Below are 18,042 nucleotides of genomic sequence, written 5' to 3' on the forward strand. Positions count from 1 at the left end.
TCCACAACTCGCCCTGGCAATCTTGTCAGGGCGAGATCTGTAAGTCTTGCTGATTTTCCGTTCACCCGTGTGTTCAGTTATCTCTTTAATTCCCGAAAACGGTGAACGTGCCAGTGGGATAACGACATCCCCCTGGCGACCCCGTCGCCCGGTGATTGATTTGCCGGGAGTCAGGGTTCTTAGGGTGACGACGGTGGTCACCCTAAGACGTTCACCAGTTCAGTCGCGACATAAACACGCTATCGCCTGGTGAACGGAACCTTCTCCGGCTCGGCAGAAACCGGCCCTCAAAGATGTGACTAAGAGACAGCCGGCTCGTCAGGGGAGCGGCGGAAACATCGGGTTATTATTTCCCCTCTCGCCCAATTCAGCACAATTTGCCTGTTTAATCCCCAACTGCTTATTAACAACATTTCATTAGCATTATCTGAATTTTGTCAAAAAAATAGAATGAGTTTGCGATAGATCAATTTCCTAAAAAACGGTAAAAACAACACCAATATTTATCACAGCTGTAACAGATGAAATATTCAGACAACATTCACAACGATAAAATAATAAACTCTTCATTTTTAAAAATTCATAACATACTGTTATTTATAAAATAATAATAAACACCCTCATAAAACCCGCACTGGTAAAACAATCAACCGGCCTGATTTAAATAAACCAAAACGTATTATTCATCACAAAAATAATCATTGAAGACAGAAACCATTCTCATTATCATTGGTTTGTTCGTTATTTCTCCTTTATCCAACGAAATCTCTCGTTAGCGTAAATACCAGAGCACAACTCTAAGTGGGTCCGTCCTATGCGATTCTTACCAAAAAGTACGTGGAAAATTACCGGCTTTGCCAGTGAAATTAGCCCGTCATATCGCCAAAAATTACTGTCACTCGGTATGTTGCCCGGTTCTTCATTCAGCGTTGTGCGTGTCGCACCTTTAGGCGATCCGATTCATATCGAAACGCGTCGCGTCAGTTTGGTATTACGAAAAAAAGATCTCGAATTACTGCACGTTGAAGCCATTGCCTGACTGGCGGGGTGAGCGCTTGCGCTCGTTGCAATTCTCTTTAAGTTCGCGAAAAAAATGAAAAAATTAACTATCGGCTTAATCGGTAACCCCAACTCCGGGAAAACCACCTTATTCAACCAACTCACCGGCTCTCGCCAACGGGTTGGCAACTGGGCGGGCGTCACCGTAGAACGTAAAGAAGGTCAGTTTTCAACGCTTGCGCACCAGGTCACGCTGGTCGATTTACCCGGCACCTATTCCCTGACCACCATTTCATCGCAAACCTCTCTCGACGAGCAAATCGCCTGCCACTACATCCTGAGCGGTGATGCTGACCTGCTTATCAACGTTGTTGATGCGTCAAACCTGGAACGTAATCTGTATCTGACGCTGCAACTGCTTGAATTAGGCATTCCGTGTGTGGTCGCGCTTAACATGCTCGACATCGCCGAGAAGCAAGATATTCGTATCGATATTGACGCCCTTGCCGCCCGTCTGGGCTGCCCGGTTGTGCCACTGGTATCCACGCGTGGCCGGGGTATGGAAGGCCTGAAACTGGCTATCGACCGCCGCCAGCCGAACACGCATAGCGATTTAGTGTTGTACCCGCCAAAACTACTGGAAGAAGCCGACAACCTGGCCGCTGAAATGCCGCATGATATGCCTGCGCAACAGCGCCGTTGGCTGGCACTGCAAATGCTGGAAGGCGATATTTACAGCCGCGAATATGCCGGTCATGCCGCCGATAAACTCGATGTAATTCGTACCCAACTGGCGGAAGAACACGAAGACCCGGCGCTGCTAATTGCCGATGCCCGTTACCAAACGATTGCCGCCATCTGCGATTCCATCAGTAACAGTCTCACCGCCGAACCGCACCGCTTAACGGCGATGATGGATAAAATCATCCTCAACCGTTTCCTCGGCTTGCCTATTTTCTTGCTGGTGATGTACCTGATGTTCTTGCTGGCGATTAACATCGGCGGCGCGTTGCAGCCTATTTTCGACGGTGGTTCTGCGGCTATCTTTATCCATGGTATTCAGTGGATTGGTGCCACATTACACTTCCCAGGCTGGCTGACAATTTTCTTAGCGCAAGGGATTGGCGGCGGTATCAATACTGTGCTGCCACTGGTGCCACAAATCGGCATGATGTACCTGTTCCTGTCGTTCCTTGAAGACTCCGGTTACATGGCGCGTGCGGCATTCGTTATGGACCGCCTGATGCAGTCGCTCGGCTTGCCGGGTAAATCCTTCGTGCCGTTGATTGTTGGCTTCGGCTGTAACGTGCCTTCGGTGATGGGCGCGCGTACTCTGGATGCACCGCGTGAACGCCTGATGACCATCATGATGGCGCCGTTTATGTCGTGCGGTGCGCGTCTGGCTATTTTTGCGGTATTTGCCGCAGCGTTCTTTGGCCAGCAAGGCGCATTGGTCGTCTTCTCGCTCTACATTCTTGGCATTGTGATGGCGATTCTGACCGGCCTGATGCTCAAACACACCATCATGCGCGGTGAAGCCTCGCCGTTTGTGATGGAGCTGCCGGTCTATCACGTTCCACACCTGAAAAGCCTGTTGCTGCAAACCTGGCAACGCCTGAAAGGCTTCGTGATGCGCGCCGGTAAAGTGATTGTCATCGTCAGTATTTTCATTGGTGCGCTGAATAGCTTCTCGTTCAGCGGCAAAGAAGTCGACAGCATCAATGACTCCGCGCTGGCGTCCGTCAGCCGTGTGCTCACTCCGCTGCTAAAACCGATTGGTGTGCATGAAGATAACTGGCAAGCAACGGTCGGCCTGTTCACTGGCGCAATGGCGAAAGAAGTGGTGGTGGGGACGCTCAACACGCTCTACACCGCAGAAGATATGCACGAAGAGCCGTTTGATGCTGCAAGCTTCAACTTGTTCGATGAATTAGGCGGAGCCGCTGGCGAAACCTGGCAAAGCCTGAAAGACACCTTCAGCCTGAGCGTACTGCTAAACCCAATCGAAGCCAGCAAAGGCGATGGTGAAATGGCAAGCGGTGCGATGGGCGTGATGAGCAGCAAGTTTGGCAGCGCGGCGGCAGCGTACAGCTATCTTATTTTCGTGCTGCTCTACATTCCTTGTATTTCTGTGATGGGTGCTGTGGCGCGTGAATCAAGCCGTGGCTGGATGATGTTTTCGGTGTTGTGGGGGCTGAATATTGCTTACTCGCTTTCCACGCTCTACTACCAGACCGTGACGTTTAATGCGCATCCGCAATACAGCCTGGTTTGCATCCTTTCAGTGGTGTTATTCAATGTGCTGCTGATTGGTGGTTTGCGTAAAGCTCGCAGCCGTGTAGATGTCAGCCTGATGACGACCCGTAAAACAGTCGAAGCAGCATGTTGCAAAAGCGCCGCTGGCGATTGCCACTAAGGAGAAGGTATGGCGAGTTTAATTGAGATTCGTGATGCATTAGCGCTGCAAGGGCGACTGGATGCGACGCAAATTAGCCAACAGCTCGCCACCCCGTTGCCGCTGGTGAATGCGATGCTGAGCCGTCTTGAAGCGATGGGCAAAGCCATGCGCGTAACCGAAGATTCGAGCGATTGCCTGAGCAGCGGCTGTAAAAGCTGCCCGGAAAGTAAGAAGTGTATTCGCGAAGTGTGGGCGCTGCGGGCTTAAACTTTGTGTAACGGGTGGATGACGCCTACGGCTTATCCACCTTACAAAATTCCTCAAGCACCCGGCAAACATCCTGCGGGTGCGAAATAAACGGCGCATGGGCGGCTTTCGGGAAAATCACCGCTTCACTTTGTGGCCACTGCGCATCCAGCAAACCAGCGATTTTGCGCGGCACCAGCCCATCCAGATACCCGTACAATCGCAAGAACGGCACTTTCAACTGGCTCAGCGGCTGGCGTAAGTCCGCCGTTTTCAGGATCTCCAGCCCACCGTTTAACACTTCAACGCTCGGCATCGGTTGCTCAAGCACCACTGACTTGAGGCGGCGAGCATCCTGGCGCGCGCTTTCTGTCCCCAATGTTTGCAACGCCAGAAAACGCTCCACGGTACGTTGAAAATCATCACTCAATTGCTGCTGGAAACCTGCCAGCACTTCAGGCTTGATACCCGGCCAGTCACCTTGCGCGGTGAAACAAGGCGAGGAAGCAATAGTCACTAACCTTTTCACGCGCGACGGATGGCTTAACGCAATCTGGCTTGCCACCAGCCCGCCCAAACTCCAGCCCAGCCAAATAGCCTGTTCCGGCGCTTGCGCCAGCACCACTTCTGCCATTTCCTCGAGCGTTAACGCGCCAAAATCCTGGCTACGGCCATAACCGGGTAAGTCGACCAGATGAAGGCGAAAATGCGAGCTGAGTTCCTCGCAAATGCAATGCCACACTTGGGCATTCAGCCCCCATCCGTGCAGCAGCACAAGATCATCTTTTCCTTCACCTTTTGTCTGCCACCAAAGCTTACTCATCAGTTACTGTTCTCATCTTTATCTGCAAGGAAGCGAATATGCTAACAATCCCAGGGCTATGTTGGCTATGCCAGATGCCCCTCGCTTGTGCACATTGGGGGATTTGCTCACGTTGTAGCTACGCCTTACCCGCGCCACCGCCTTGCTGCCCGCGTTGTGGATTGCCCTGCGCGTACAGACATTCGCCTTGCGGACGTTGCCTGCAAGAACCGCCCGCATGGGATTCAATGCTGTTCGTCACGGATTACTGCCTACCGCTCAACCGGCTCGTCCAGCGATTTAAATTTAACGCCACCGTAGCACTGGCTCCGGCTTTGGCGCGGTTAATGCTATTGCGCGTGCTGGATGCAAAACGCCAGCCGTTGTGGCAAAAGCCCGACTGCATGGTCAGTGTTCCATTGCATTCGCGTCGTGCCTGGCGTCGTGGTTTTAACCAAAGTGACCTGCTGGCGAACTGTCTTGCGCGCTGGTTGCAGTGCGACTATTTCCCTAAAGGAATCAGGCGGATTCGTGCCGGGCAATCACAACATCAGCTCAATGCCAGAATGCGGCGCAACAATCTAAAAGGCGCTTTCAGGGTTGATTTTCCGGTGGCAGGCCGCCATATAATTATTGTGGATGATGTCGTCACGACGGGCAGTACGGTGGCGGAAATTGCGCGGCTGCTGAAAAAGCAGGGCGCGGCGACTATCCAGGTGTGGTGCCTTTGTCGAACCTTGTAGACCCTCGATGATGGGCGTATTATAACCGACTAAAATAGTCAACTATTGAGCAATCGTTATGATCCGTATTTCCGATACAGCACAATCCCACTTTGCCAAACTGCTGGCAGGTCAGGAAGAAGGGACGCAAATCCGCGTATTCGTCATTAATCCTGGTACTCCAAATGCGGAGTGCGGGGTTTCTTACTGTCCGCCGGATGCGGTAGAAGCATCAGATACTGCCCTCAAATTCGAGCAGTTGACCGCATATGTCGATGAACTGAGCAAACCTTATCTTGAAGATGCTGAAATTGATTTCGTGACCGACCAGCTCGGTTCACAGCTGACGCTGAAAGCGCCAAACGCCAAAATGCGTAAGGTTTCAGATGATGCGCCATTAATGGAACGCGTTGAATACATGCTGCAAGCCACGGTTAACCCGCAGCTGGCAGGCCACGGCGGCCGTGTCACGCTGATGGAAATTACCGATGAAGGGTTTGCGATTCTGCAATTCGGCGGCGGCTGTAACGGCTGTTCAATGGTCGACGTGACCCTGAAAGAAGGCATCGAAAAACAACTGCTGGCCGAGTTCCCTGAACTGAAAGGCGTTCGTGATTTGACCGAACACCAGCGCGGCGAGCATTCGTACTACTGATTTTCACCCTCACCCCGGCCCTCTCCCCCAGGAGAGGGAGCAAAGAAAGTTCCCTCTTCTGGGCTGTCTCTTATACGCAATTTTGAAGGGCAGTTCTTGCCAATTCGGAGAAGGTTCCGTTCACCAGGCGAAAGTGTATTTATGTCGCTACCGAACTGGTGAACGTCTTAGGGTGGCCACCGTCGCCACCCTAAGAACCCTGACTCCCGGCAAATAAATCGCCGCAAGCGGTAAACCTCCATTTTGCCTCCGTGTCAGGGTCGGTTGCGATTCGTTCCCGACGATCGCGCCCTCCAGCCGTTCCCGACGGCTGGACCCTGCCACCAGGAGTCAAAATGGAGGCGATTTAAGCCGGACCCGAAATTCAAAGTCAAAGGCCAGAGCTGTTTTGACCTTGTTCCCGGCTTCCATCGCACCGTTTTTCACCCTTCAGTTGGGGTCACGTGGCCGGGAGCCACGTGAGAGAGCGATCGTCGGGAACGAATCGCGAACGACCCCGAATGTTGGGTGAAAAACGGTGTTTACCGCGTTAGCGGCGATTGATTTGCCGGGCGCCTGGATTATCAAGGGGTTGGCGTTAACCCCTTGATACGTTCACCGTTTTCGGGGATTAAAGAGATAACTGGACGCACGGGTGAACGGAAAATCAGCGAGGCTTACAGATCTCACCCTGACAAGATTGCCAGGATGAGTTGTGTATAAGAGACTGGACTCGGGAGAGAGCTAGAGTGAGGGCGTATCACACCTTCACCTTTTCTTACGCCGCTTATCCAAATCCTTCAGCAACTTATTCACTTCTTCGTCTGCGAACATCGCCTCAAGCGAGGTCGATAACTTGCGCCGCCAGTTTTTGTACTGATAACTGGTGCCCGGAATATTCACCGGTTCGGCCACGCCAATCCAGTCTTCCGGTTGTAGCCCCAACAACGCGCTGTTGCTGTCGGCAATATAACGCTGCATCCCGCGATTAAGCGTCGCCGTCATCGCCATCAACGAGGCTTTATGCCCTGCGCGTTTAGGTAGACAACCGTACTTATGCAGGCCCTCCAGCAAACCTTGTTTGGCACGTTCGCGATCCTGATACAGCTCAGTCAACATATCTTCATCAGGATACAGGCCAAGCGTTTTACCCAGCGTCAAATCACCGCTTTCCCAGTAACCGCGCAGTGTCGGTAAATCGTGAGTCGTAGCAACCGCCATTGACTGCTTCGGCCACGCTTTCGGCGCGCGGAACTGCTTTTCGTTGTCATGCTCGAAATAGAGCACTTTGTACGAATAAACTCCGCTGTCGCGCAGCTTGCCGACGATCTCCACCGGCACGGTTCCCAGATCTTCACCGATCACCATGCAGTTATGACGCTTACTTTCCAGCGCGAGGATCGACAGCAAATCGTCCACCGGATAATGTACGTAAGCGCCTTTATCGGCGGTTTCGCCATACGGGATCCACCACAAACGCAGCATCGACATAACATGGTCGATACGCAGTGCACCGCAACTGGTCATGTTCGAACGCAGCAGTTCGATAAACGGCTGATAGGCACGCGCCGCAATCACATGCGGGTCCATCGGTGGTAAACCCCAGTTCTGGCCGAGCGGGCCAAGAATATCTGGTGGCGCACCCACCGAGGCTTTCAGGCAATAGAGTTCACGGTCACACCAGGTTTCCGAGCCGCCTTCTGCCACGCCAACCGCCAGGTCACGATACAAACCAATCGGCATCTTGAAGCCCTGGCTGGTTTGCCAGCACGCTTCAAACTGGGTGTAAGCCAGGAATTGCAGCCACAGATAGAAATTCACTTCGTCACTGTGTTCGGTGCAGAAAGCTTTAACTTCTGGGTTATGCGCGTCGCGGAAACCTTCCGGCCAGACCGGCCAGCCCCAACGCATTTCATCTTCTTTGACCTGATATGCATGCAGCGCATCGAATGCTGCCTGGTAATACAGGCTATCGCCGCCTTCCTGCACAAACTTCTGGAATGAAACAACGTGTTCGTCACGCGCACCGCGCCGTGAAAACTGCTTCCACGCCATCCGCAGCGCGGCCATTTTCAGTACGGTGACGGTTGAATAATCTACCCACTGCGCGTCACGGGCTTCACTCAGCATTTGCTGCGTGACCGGCATTTTCCACCAGTCTTGCGCTTCATCACTCAGCAAGAAATCATCCACCGCGTTCACGTCGATATAAATCACGTTCAACCAACGGCGCGATGACGGGCTATACGGGCTGGCACTTTCTGGATTCGCAGGATACAGCGCGTGAATAGGATTCAGGCCGATAAACGCCCCGCCCCGCTTCGCGACATCCACCAGCATGCGCTGCAAATCGCCGAAATCACCAATGCCCCAGTTATGCGCGGAACGTAAGGTGTAGAGTTGCACACACGCGCCCCACAGCTTTTCATCCTGCATCAGTGCGGCAGGTTCATAACAACGCTTTGGCGCAACAATCACCCGGCATTGCCAGTGATGCTCATTCTGGCTGACTGTCAGGTCGTGATAGCCTTCCGGCAGTGCAGCAGGCAGCACCAGCTTTTTGCCAGCCAGAGCATGCCCTTTATGCTGCTTGCCATCTTCGGCGGTCAGTTGCCAGGTGTAATCGCCGTTGCCTTCCAGCAGTGTTGCCAAACGCGAGCCGGAGGTAAACACCAGCACATTTGGCACTGGCGTCACCGCCACCTTTTTCAAGGTGGTGGGACGGCTCATGGCTTCCAGCAAACGCAGCTTGGTATCCGCAGGAATAGCCTGCGGTTTGCCGTGGGCGTTAATGTAGTTTGGGCTAATTCCCGCCTCAAGAGCGGCGTTATCAAGACGTTTGCTGTCCATGCGTTCCCTTAGCGTTTTGCCTGCCAGATACGTTGCTGATAATCACGGATCGAGCGGTCGGAGCTGAACATCCCGCAACGTGCCGTGTTAAGAATGGCGGCGCGTGTCCAGGCATCCTGGTCGAGATACAGTGCATCCGCGAGTTTTTGCGCTTCCGCATACGTCGTGAAATCAGCCATCACTAAATACGGGTCGCCGCCTTGTTTGCCGATGCTGTGCAGCATCTGGTCAAAGGCATGTTTATCACCATCGCTATAAACGCCCTTCTCCAGCTCTTTGAGCACCGCATCCAATACTTTGTCTTTCTTACGCCATTTCACCGGGTCGTAGCCTTTGGCTTTCAGCGCTTTCACTTCTTCCACGGTATGGCCGAAGATAAAGATGTTTTCCTCACCGACTTTCTCGGCGATTTCGACGTTTGCACCGTCCAGCGTACCGACTGTCAACGCGCCATTGAGCGCCAGTTTCATGTTGCCGGTACCAGAAGCTTCTTTACCCGCAGTCGAGATTTGCTCAGAAATATCCGCCGCCGGGATCATCACTTCCGCCGCAGAAACGCAGTAATCCGGCAGGAATACCACTTTCAACCGATCGCCAACGATCGGATCGTTATTGATCGCCTGTGCCACTTTGTTAATGGCAAAGATAATGTTTTTCGCCAGGTAGTAACCCGGTGCTGCTTTCGCGCCGAACAGATACACACGCGGTACGCGGGCGGCTGTTGGGTTCTCGCGGATTTCTTTGTACTGCGCCAGAATATGCAGCAAATTCAGGTGCTGGCGTTTGTATTCGTGCAGGCGTTTGATTTGCACGTCGAACAACGCATCCGGGCTTATCACGATGCCGGTACGCGCTTTCACAAACGCCGCCAGCTTCACTTTGTTCTGGTATTTGATATCGCGGTATTCTTTGCGGAATTTCGCGTCGTCGGCGTATTTTTCCAGCCCTTCCAGCACATCGAGATTGTTAGCCCACTCTTTCTTGAGCTTTTTATCGAGCAATGCCGCCAGTGCCGGGTTGCACTGTTTAATCCAGCGGCGTGGTGTAATGCCGTTGGTGACGTTATGGAATTTGTTCGGCCACAGTTGGTGATATTCCGGGAACAGGTCTTTAACCACCAAATCAGAGTGCAACGCGGCAACACCATTCACTGCAAAGCCACTGACCACGCACATGTTCGCCATGCGAACTTGTTTGTTATGCACCACCGCCAGTTTCGCCCACACCGCTTCATCGCCCGGCCAGGTTTTATCCACCAGTTTCTTAAAGCGGGTGTTGATTTCGTTGATGATCTGCATATGGCGCGGTAGCAGCGCTTTCACCAGTTTCTCGTCCCAACATTCCAGCGCTTCAGGCATCAACGTGTGGTTGGTGTAAGCAAAGGTTTTGCTGGTGATGGCCCATGCGTCGTCCCAGCTCATCTGGTGCTCGTCGATAAGCACACGCAGCAGTTCTGGAATGGCGATAGTCGGGTGGGTATCGTTAAGCTGAATCACTTCATAATCAGCCAGTTCTGCAAGCTTGCGGCCAGCCAAATGGTGACGGCGTAAAATATCGCCCACCGAACATGCGCACTGGAAATACTGCTGCATCAGGCGCAATTTCTTGCCGTTCAGGTGGTTGTCGTTCGGGTACAGCACTTTGGTCAGTTTTTCAGCGTCGATACCCTGTTGTTCTGCTTTCAGGAAATCGCCGTCGTTGAATTTAGTTAAATCAAATGGATGGGCGTGTTTCGCCTGCCACAAACGCAGCGGTTGCGCTACGCCATTACGGTAGCCAACCACCGGCAAATCCCAGGCTTCACCGTGGAAGATAAACGCCGGTTCCCAGCGCACGGTTTTGCCGTCTTTAACCACTTTACCGCCAACACCCACTTGCACGTCGAGTGCGGAGTTGTGCTGGAACCAGGGATAGCTGCCGCGATGCCAGTCGTCCGGCGCTTCCATCTGCTGCCCATCTTTGAAGGATTGACGGAACAGACCGTACTGGTAATTCAGGCCGTAACCAATCGCCGACTGGCCGACGGTGGCCATGGAATCCAGGAAACACGCTGCCAGGCGCCCTAAGCCACCGTTACCTAATGCCGGATCGGTTTCTGCTTCCAGCAAATCGCTCAGGTTGATATCAAACGCTTTCAGTTCATCCGCTACTTCCTGATACCAGCCCAGGTTCAGCAGGTTGTTACCTGTCAGGCGACCAATCAAAAACTCCATCGAGATGTAGTTAACGTGGCGCTGATTTTTTTCAGGTTTCGCCACCGGCTGCGCGGCCAGTAATTCTGCCAGCGCACCGCTGACAGCATGCCACCATTGTTGCGGGGTCATTTCGGCGGCTGAATGCAGCCCATATCGCTGCCACTGACGTGTCAGTGCAGCCTGAAATTGTGCTTTATTGAAGGTCGTCTGTGACATAGGGGCTCGGGTCCTGTGATGTTCTAATTTCATTACCCGCTAGTGTGACGGGTGGCCTGGGCTAATTCCTCCTCCTGAGGGGCATTACGGAGGGAGGAGTCGCGGGGAGTAGCTAAAAATGTGATCGCTGCCACTAAAAGTGAGCCGCTGTTAGCTGAAACGCCCACCAGCTCTGGGTTTTCACTTCAGACACCGACATTTCACAATTGAATTCATCTAATCAATAGATTTGTGACCAGGAGCAACTTACAACGCCTCAAACCCTCAACAATCTTGCAATAACCCGCAAACTGGTCGACTTTGTAGTAAGTATTAATTACGAAGCGTAAAAAAAATCACATTCGTACATATTTCTTACACAGTGAAGTGGTAGACCCATGCTGATCCCCTCCAAATTAAGTCGTCCAGTACGTCTGGAAAATACAGTGGTCCGCGACCGGCTATTGATGAAATTATCAACAGCCAATAATTATCGTGTGGCACTGATAACCAGCCCGGCGGGTTATGGGAAAACGACCCTTGTTTCTCAATGGGCAGCAGGGAAGAAAGAGCTCGGTTGGTACTCTCTGGATGAGAGTGATAACCAGCAAGAACGTTTTGCCAGCTATTTGATAGCGGCCATTCAGCAAGCAACGTCCGGTCATTGTGTGACCAGCGAAGTGATGGTGCAAAAACGCCAGTACTCGAGCTTAACGGCTCTGTTCGCACAACTATTCATTGAAATGGTGGAGTGGCATCGCCCGCTGTTCCTGGTGATTGATGATTACCATCTGATTACCAACCCGGTTATTCACGAAGCGATGCGCTTTTTCATCCGCCACCAGCCAGAAAACCTGACGCTGCTGGTACTGTCGCGTAATTTGCCACAGCTCGGCATCGCCAATTTGCGTGTGCGCGATCAACTGCTGGAAATCGGCAGCCAACAACTCGCTTTTACCCATAATGAAGCGAAACAGTTTTTCGACCATCGGCTCAATTCACCACTCGAACATACCGAGAGCAATAGCCTGTGTGATGACGTCGCCGGTTGGGCGACCGCGCTGCAACTTATTGCGCTTTCCGCACGGCAAAGCAGTAACTCCTCAGCACAGCATTCTGCACGTCGGCTTTCGGGGATTAACGCCAGCCATTTGTCTGATTATCTGGCCGATGAAGTGCTGGATAATGTCGATCCCCAAACCCGTAACTTCCTGCTGCGCAGCTCGATTCTGCGTTCGATGAATGACGCGTTGATTGTGCGTGTCACGGGTGAAGAAAACGGCCAGATGCGCCTCGAAGAAACCGAACGTCAGGGGTTATTCATTCAACGCATGGATGACAGCGGCGAGTGGTTCCGTTTCCATCCGCTGTTTGGCAATTTCTTACGCCAGCGTTGCCAGTGGGAACTGGCGACTGAGCTCCCGGAAATCCATCGTGCCGCAGCAGAAAGCTGGATGGCGCAGGGTTTCCCAAGCGAAGCCATTCACCATGCTCTGGCCGCAGGCGACGCCAGCCTACTGCGCGATATTTTGCTCACTCACGCCTGGGCGCTGTTTAACCACAGCGAACTAGCGTTGCTGGAAGAATCTTTAAAAGCGTTACCGTGGGAAAGCCTGCTGGAAAACCCAAAACTTGTTTTGCTGCAAGCGTGGCTGATGCAAAGCCAGCATCGCTATAGCGAAGTGAACATGTTGTTGGCGCGTGCCGAGCAGGAAATGAATGTCGTAATGGATGAAACCATGCACGGTGAATTCAATGCGTTACGTGCCCAGGTGGCGATTAACGACGGCAATCCGGAAGAAGCCGAACGGCTGGCAATGATCGCCCTGGACACACTACCGCTGGCCAGTTTCTACAGCCGTATTGTCGCGACGTCGGTCCACGGCGAAGTGTTGCATTGCAAAGGTGAGCTGACTAAATCGCTTTCTGTGATGCAGCAAACCGAACAAATGGCACGTCGCCACGATATGTGGCATTACGCGTTATGGGGTTTATGCCAGCAAAGCGAGATTCTACTGGCGCAAGGTTTCCTGCAGTCAGCCTGGGAAGCACAAGAGAAAGCCTTCACATTGATTGAAGAGCAGCACCTTGAGCAACTCCCGCTCCACGAATTTCTGCTACGCATTCGCGCACAATTGCTGTGGGCGTGGTCGCGGCTCGACGAAGCCGAAGCATCAACACGCATGGGACTGGAAGTACTTTCCGGTTACCAGCCGCAGCAGCAATTACAATGCATGGCGTTGTTAGTGCAATGCTCGCTGGCGCGAGGGGATCTGGATAACGCCCGTAATCACCTGAACCGCCTGGAAAACTTATTGGGCAATGGCTCATTCCACAGCGATTGGGTATCCAACGCTGACAAAGTGCGGGTGATTTACTGGCAAATGACCGGTGATAAACAATCTGCCGCCAACTGGTTACGCCTGACGCCGAAACCCGAGTTTGCCAATAACCATTTCCTGCAAAGCCAGTGGCGCAATATTGCACGAGCGCAGATTTTACTGAGTGATTTCGAGCCCGCCGAAATGGTGCTGGAAGAGTTAAACGAAAATGCTCGCGGCCTGCGTTTGATGAGCGATCTTAACCGTAACCTGCTGCTGTTAAACCAGCTTTACTGGCAGGCCGGGCGTAAAAGTGATGCTCAGCGCGTGTTACTGGAAGCGCTAGCGTTGGCTAACCGCACCGGTTTTATCAGCCACTTTGTGATTGAAGGCGAAGCGATGGCGCAACAATTACGCCAGTTGATTCAACTCAATACGCTACCTGAACTTGATCAACATCGTGCGCAGCGAATTTTGCGTGAGATTAACCAGCATCATCGCCATAAGTTCGCCCATTTCGATGAAAACTTTGTTAGCCGTTTATTGACGCACCCTGAAGTGCCGGAGCTTATTCGCACCAGTCCACTGACACAACGCGAATGGCAAGTGTTGGGGCTGATTTATTCAGGCTACAGCAATGAGCAAATCGCCGGTGAGCTGGATGTAGCAGCCACGACGATTAAAACGCACATTCGAAATTTGTATCAGAAGCTCGGTGTCGCACATCGCCAGGATGCGGTGTTACATGCGCAGAAATTACTGAAGATGATGGGGTATGGGGTTTAGCTTCTGAAATAAAACTGGCGGATGACGCCTACGCTTATCCGCCCTACGGGAAAGGTGTTGTAGGGTGGATAAGCGCAAGCGTCATCCACCATTAACATCACGATGCCAAAGACAACTTCGCCCTACCGCCCCGCTTTACCAGCCACTGCGCCACCCGCGCCTGCTGTTCTTCGCTCAACCACATCCCTAATTTGGTACGACGCCAAATAGCATCATCAACGCCACGCACCCACTCATGCTCCACCAGGTAACGTAATTCCGCTTCATAAAACTCATGACCGAAATCTTCACCCAACTCAGTGACGCTGGTTGCGCGGCCCAGAATCAAGTCGCTGTTACTGCCATAAGTACGTGAGAAACGACGCGCCAGGTTTTCTGTCAGGAACGGGTAACGGCGGCGCAGTTGAGCGGCGTAATCATCACGGTCACCGTTAATATCGCCACCCGGCAAGGTACTGCCTTTAGTCCATGCTGGCCCCATTTTTGGGTAGTAACCTTTCAGTTTATCCAGTGCGTGTTCTGCGAGCTTACGGTAAGTGGTGAGTTTGCCGCCAAACACTGACAACAGTGGCGCTTTGCCCTGCTCATCATGAATATCGAGGGTGTAATCACGGGTGATAGCTTGCGGTGAATCTGACTCATCATCACACAGCGGACGCACGCCGGAGTAAGTCCAGACGATGTCGTCGCGGCTTAGCGTCTTTTTAAAGTGCGCGTTGTAGGCATCCAACAAGTAGTTAATTTCATTGTCATCAATGTGGACGTCTTTCGGGTCACCCTTATATTCCACATCAGTGGTGCCAATAATGGAGAACTCATCCATCCACGGAATGACAAACACGATGCGCTTATCTTCGTTTTGCAGAATGTAAGCCTGCTTCTGGTTATGCACACGTGGCACCACAATATGGCTGCCTTTGATCAGGCGGATGCCGTATGGCGAAGGCAGTTGCAGGCCGTCGTCAAAGAAGTTTTTCACCCATGGGCCAGTGGCGTTCACCAGACCGCGAGCACGCCAGGTGAACGTTTCACCGGTATCAATATCTTGTGCTTCAACAACCCAGTGGCCGTTTTCACGGCGAGCGCGGGTTGCGCGGGTACGGGTTTTCACCTCACCGCCTTCACGCGTCACCATCTGCGCGTTGGCTAAAACCAGGCGCGCATCATCAACCCAACAGTCGGAATATTCGAAACCGCGCACAATATTCGATTTTAGAACTGAATCTGCACCAAAACGCAAACCGGTGGACGCAGGCAAACTAGTACGTTTACCGAGATGGTCGTACATAAACAGACCAATACGAATCATCCATGCCGGGCGCAGATGCGGGCGGTGTGGTAGACGAAAACGCATCGGGAAAGCGATATGAGGAGCCATGTTCAGCAGCACTTCGCGCTCGGCTAAAGCTTCACTCACCAAACGAAACTCGTAATGCTCAAGGTAACGCAAGCCACCGTGAATCAATTTCGAGCTGTTTGAAGAGGTGGCACTCGCCAAGTCTTGCGCTTCAAGCATCAACACGGATAAACCACGGCCTGCGGCGTCAGCGGCGATACCTGCCCCGTTAATTCCTCCGCCAATCACAATCAGATCTTTAGTTTCCATGTCACCCTCACGCACTTTCGTTAAAGTTCAAATATGTTCGTTATCGCTCATACTAGCAAGTCCGTGCGCGCTTTGTAACGAAAAAAAAACATTACTGCGTGATATGGATAACATAATGGCGTTAATATCAGCGGCCAGAGGGCAGATTCCCTTAATATGGCGCAAGCCGATTCAATATTATGACGAGCATAACCATGGAAACTTTTGAGTGTATTGGTGTGGAAGAAGCGCACCAGAAGTTGCAGCAAAAACACGCTGTGTTAGTTGATATCCGCGATCCACAAAGCTTTGCGATGGGCCATACGCCGGGCGCGTTTCATCTGACTAACGATCGTCTGGTGGCTTTTATGCAACAAACCGATTTTGAAACGCCGGTGCTGGTGATGTGCTATCACGGCAATAGCAGCAAAGGGGCAGCGCAATATCTGCTGCAGCAAGGTTACGACCAGGTGTATAGCGTCGACGGGGGTTTTGACGCCTGGCATCACCATTTCCCGGCTGAAGTCGCGCACGGCGCGTCTTAAATCGCTGCGTTAGAGGTATACTGCTTCCTTTTGTATGGATTTGGCTGAAACCTTATGATCATGATTACCTCGTTTGCCAACCCGCGAGTCGCGCAGGCATTTGTCGACTATATGGCGACGCAGGGGATTATCCTCACTATTCAACAACACGAACAAACGGATATCTGGCTGGCAAACGACAGCCAGGAATCCCATGTTCGTGCTGAGCTTGAACAATTCCTCGCAAACCCGGGTGATTCGCGTTACCTCGCAGCAAGCTGGAATACCGGTCATACCGGTAGCGGTTTGCAGTACCAGCGCTATCCTTTCCTCGCGACTATTACGCAAAAAGCTGGCCCGTTCACCATGGTTATCATGGCCGCCTGTGTGCTGGTTTACCTAATGATGCAGGTGATGGGCGACCGAGCGGTGATGGTGTGGCTGGCGTGGCCGTATAAAGAGAGTTTGGACTATGAACTGTGGCGCTATTTCAGCCATGCGTTGATGCACTTCTCTATCATGCATATTGCGTTTAACTTGTTGTGGTGGTGGTATCTCGGTGGCCCGCTCGAAAAGCGTCTCGGTAGCGGCAAACTCATTACCCTGACGCTGGTTTCTGCGCTGTTGAGCGGCTTTGTACAGGCGAAATTTGGCGGCCCGCTGTTTGGTGGTTTGTCGGGTGTGGTTTATGCGCTAATGGGCTATGTCTGGCTGCGCGGCGAACGCGACCCGGACAGCGGCATCTATATGCAGCGCGGCCTGTTAGCCTTTGCTGTTCTGTGGATTGTAATAGGATTTTTCGATGTTTTAGGAATGTCGATCGCCAACGCCGCGCATATTACCGGCCTGGTTGTCGGGCTTGCGATGGCGCTGGTTGATACCCTACACGCGCGAAAACGAACATAGCATTTCAGGAGAATAAAACAGCGTGAAGCAAACACAACGTCATGATGCCATTGTCGAACTGGTTAAAAAACAGGGCTATGTCAGCACTGAAGAGTTAGTCGAAGAGTTTGCGGTTAGCCCACAAACCATTCGTCGCGATCTGAACGATCTGGCCGACCAGAACCTGATCATGCGCCATCACGGTGGCGCCGCGTTACCGTCGAGTTCCGTGAATACACCGTGGCATGATCGTAAGGCGACGCAGACAGCAGAAAAAGAGCGTATCGCCCAGAAAGTTGCCAGCCAGATCCCCAACGGTGCCACGCTGTTTATTGATATCGGCACCACACCGGAAGCGGTGGCACATGCGCTACTCAACCACAGCAATTTACGGATCGTCACCAATAACCTGAACGTGGCGAACACGCTTAAGGTGAAAGAGGATTTCCGTATTATTCTGGCGGGCGGTGAATTACGCAGTCGCGACGGCGGGATTATCGGCGAAGCAACGCTCGATTTTATCTCTCAGTTCAGGCTGGATTTCGGCATTCTGGGGATTAGCGGCATCGATGGCGACGGCTCATTACTGGAGTTTGATTACCACGAAGTACGCACCAAACGCGCGATTATTGAAAACTCACGCTGCGTGATGCTGGTTGTCGACCATTCTAAATTTGGCCGCAATGCGATGGTTAATCTCGGCAGTATTAGCCTTGTTGATCAGGTTTATACCGATGTAATGCCTCCGTCAGGCGTGATGCAGGTAATTGCTGAGAACAATGTGCAACTGGAGTTATGTTGATATTTGCGTGAGAACAACCCTCACCCCGTCCCTCTCCCTGAGGGAGAGGGGGAATACCGGGCTAGCCCCCTCGCCCCTTTGGGGAGAGAGGGAATACC

At 52.4% G+C, this 18,042-nt stretch carries 13 protein-coding genes; 9 read left to right on the top strand and 4 right to left on the bottom strand.

From position 1 onward, the window contains the following. The first annotated feature begins 814 nt into the window (after nt 1-814). The 3 genes from feoA to feoC are packed head-to-tail and all read left to right on the top strand — an operon-like array spanning nt 815 to nt 3,664. Nucleotides 815-1,039, top strand: coding sequence for a ferrous iron transporter A (gene feoA / locus EC843_RS08850; protein ID WP_064542784.1), 225 nt, complete (start codon nt 815-817; stop codon nt 1,037-1,039). 54 nt (nt 1,040-1,093) lie between these two features. Further along, nucleotides 1,094-3,415 carry a Fe(2+) transporter permease subunit FeoB gene (feoB, locus tag EC843_RS08855; RefSeq protein ID WP_064542780.1) on the top strand — a complete coding sequence of 774 codons (2,322 nt, stop codon included), beginning with the start codon at nt 1,094-1,096 and terminating at the stop codon, nt 3,413-3,415. Between the two features lie 9 nt (nt 3,416-3,424). Next, a complete protein-coding gene (gene feoC, locus EC843_RS08860) occupies nt 3,425-3,664 on the top strand; it encodes a [Fe-S]-dependent transcriptional repressor FeoC (protein ID WP_064542777.1) in 240 nt (79 codons plus the stop codon). A gap of 25 nt (nt 3,665-3,689) precedes the next feature. On the opposite strand, the gene bioH is transcribed toward feoC, so the two are convergent. Then, nucleotides 3,690-4,466, bottom strand: a complete 777-nt coding sequence (gene bioH / locus EC843_RS08865) for a pimeloyl-ACP methyl ester esterase BioH (protein WP_064542774.1) — start codon at nt 4,464-4,466, stop codon at nt 3,690-3,692. A 38-nt stretch (nt 4,467-4,504) separates the two neighbouring features. Here bioH and gntX point away from each other — a divergent pair, with 38 nt between their 5' ends. After that, nucleotides 4,505-5,188: a DNA utilization protein GntX gene (gene gntX / locus EC843_RS08870; protein ID WP_121814753.1), complete on the top strand. Its 684-nt coding sequence runs from the start codon at nt 4,505-4,507 to the stop codon at nt 5,186-5,188. 58 nt (nt 5,189-5,246) lie between these two features. Next, nucleotides 5,247-5,822 carry a Fe-S biogenesis protein NfuA gene (gene nfuA, locus EC843_RS08875; RefSeq protein WP_064542768.1) on the top strand — a complete coding sequence of 192 codons (576 nt, stop codon included), beginning with the start codon at nt 5,247-5,249 and terminating at the stop codon, nt 5,820-5,822. Nucleotides 5,823-6,569: 747 nt separating this feature from the next. On the opposite strand, the gene malQ is transcribed toward nfuA, so the two are convergent. Both malQ and malP read right to left on the bottom strand, forming a co-directional pair. Further along, nucleotides 6,570-8,651: a 4-alpha-glucanotransferase gene (gene malQ, locus EC843_RS08880; protein WP_133522102.1), complete on the bottom strand. Its 2,082-nt coding sequence runs from the start codon at nt 8,649-8,651 to the stop codon at nt 6,570-6,572. An 8-nt stretch (nt 8,652-8,659) separates the two neighbouring features. Beyond that, complete coding sequence (gene malP / locus EC843_RS08885) at nt 8,660-11,062, bottom strand: maltodextrin phosphorylase (protein WP_064542762.1); 2,403 nt, start codon at nt 11,060-11,062, stop codon at nt 8,660-8,662. 377 nt (nt 11,063-11,439) lie between these two features. Between malP and malT the strand changes: the two genes are divergently transcribed. Beyond that, nucleotides 11,440-14,148, top strand: coding sequence for an HTH-type transcriptional regulator MalT (gene malT, locus EC843_RS08890; RefSeq protein WP_121814751.1), 2,709 nt, complete (start codon nt 11,440-11,442; stop codon nt 14,146-14,148). Nucleotides 14,149-14,245: 97 nt separating this feature from the next. On the opposite strand, the gene glpD is transcribed toward malT, so the two are convergent. Further along, nucleotides 14,246-15,754, bottom strand: coding sequence for a glycerol-3-phosphate dehydrogenase (gene glpD, locus EC843_RS08895; protein WP_064542756.1), 1,509 nt, complete (start codon nt 15,752-15,754; stop codon nt 14,246-14,248). A gap of 194 nt (nt 15,755-15,948) precedes the next feature. Between glpD and glpE the strand changes: the two genes are divergently transcribed. The 3 genes from glpE to EC843_RS08910 are packed head-to-tail and all read left to right on the top strand — an operon-like array spanning nt 15,949 to nt 17,944. Then, nucleotides 15,949-16,278, top strand: a complete 330-nt coding sequence (gene glpE, locus EC843_RS08900) for a thiosulfate sulfurtransferase GlpE (protein ID WP_133522103.1) — start codon at nt 15,949-15,951, stop codon at nt 16,276-16,278. A 54-nt stretch (nt 16,279-16,332) separates the two neighbouring features. Further along, nucleotides 16,333-17,163, top strand: coding sequence for a rhomboid family intramembrane serine protease GlpG (glpG, locus tag EC843_RS08905; RefSeq protein ID WP_064542750.1), 831 nt, complete (start codon nt 16,333-16,335; stop codon nt 17,161-17,163). Nucleotides 17,164-17,185: 22 nt separating this feature from the next. Then, on the top strand, nt 17,186-17,944 hold the full coding sequence (locus EC843_RS08910; protein ID WP_064542747.1) for a DeoR/GlpR family transcriptional regulator: 759 nt from the start codon (nt 17,186-17,188) through the stop codon (nt 17,942-17,944). The last annotated feature ends 98 nt before the right edge of the window (nt 17,945-18,042 follow it).

Origin of the sequence: Buttiauxella sp. JUb87 (assembly GCF_004361975.1) — a bacterium.
Taxonomy (GTDB): domain Bacteria; phylum Pseudomonadota; class Gammaproteobacteria; order Enterobacterales; family Enterobacteriaceae; genus Buttiauxella; species Buttiauxella ferragutiae.

What these genes read in the sequence shown, in the direction of transcription:
- gntX (WP_121814753.1), top strand. Translation starts at nt 4,505, where the DNA reads ATGCTAACAATCCCAGGGCTATGTTGGCTATGCCAGATGCCCCTCGCT.
- feoC (WP_064542777.1), top strand. Translation starts at nt 3,425, where the DNA reads ATGGCGAGTTTAATTGAGATTCGTGATGCATTAGCGCTGCAAGGGCGA.
- malP (WP_064542762.1), bottom strand. Translation starts at nt 11,062, where the DNA reads ATGTCACAGACGACCTTCAATAAAGCACAATTTCAGGCTGCACTGACA.
- malQ (WP_133522102.1), bottom strand. Translation starts at nt 8,651, where the DNA reads ATGGACAGCAAACGTCTTGATAACGCCGCTCTTGAGGCGGGAATTAGC.
- bioH (WP_064542774.1), bottom strand. Translation starts at nt 4,466, where the DNA reads ATGAGTAAGCTTTGGTGGCAGACAAAAGGTGAAGGAAAAGATGATCTT.
- glpG (WP_064542750.1), top strand. Translation starts at nt 16,333, where the DNA reads ATGATCATGATTACCTCGTTTGCCAACCCGCGAGTCGCGCAGGCATTT.
- nfuA (WP_064542768.1), top strand. Translation starts at nt 5,247, where the DNA reads ATGATCCGTATTTCCGATACAGCACAATCCCACTTTGCCAAACTGCTG.
- glpD (WP_064542756.1), bottom strand. Translation starts at nt 15,754, where the DNA reads ATGGAAACTAAAGATCTGATTGTGATTGGCGGAGGAATTAACGGGGCA.
- malT (WP_121814751.1), top strand. Translation starts at nt 11,440, where the DNA reads ATGCTGATCCCCTCCAAATTAAGTCGTCCAGTACGTCTGGAAAATACA.
- feoA (WP_064542784.1), top strand. Translation starts at nt 815, where the DNA reads ATGCGATTCTTACCAAAAAGTACGTGGAAAATTACCGGCTTTGCCAGT.
- feoB (WP_064542780.1), top strand. Translation starts at nt 1,094, where the DNA reads ATGAAAAAATTAACTATCGGCTTAATCGGTAACCCCAACTCCGGGAAA.
- glpE (WP_133522103.1), top strand. Translation starts at nt 15,949, where the DNA reads ATGGAAACTTTTGAGTGTATTGGTGTGGAAGAAGCGCACCAGAAGTTG.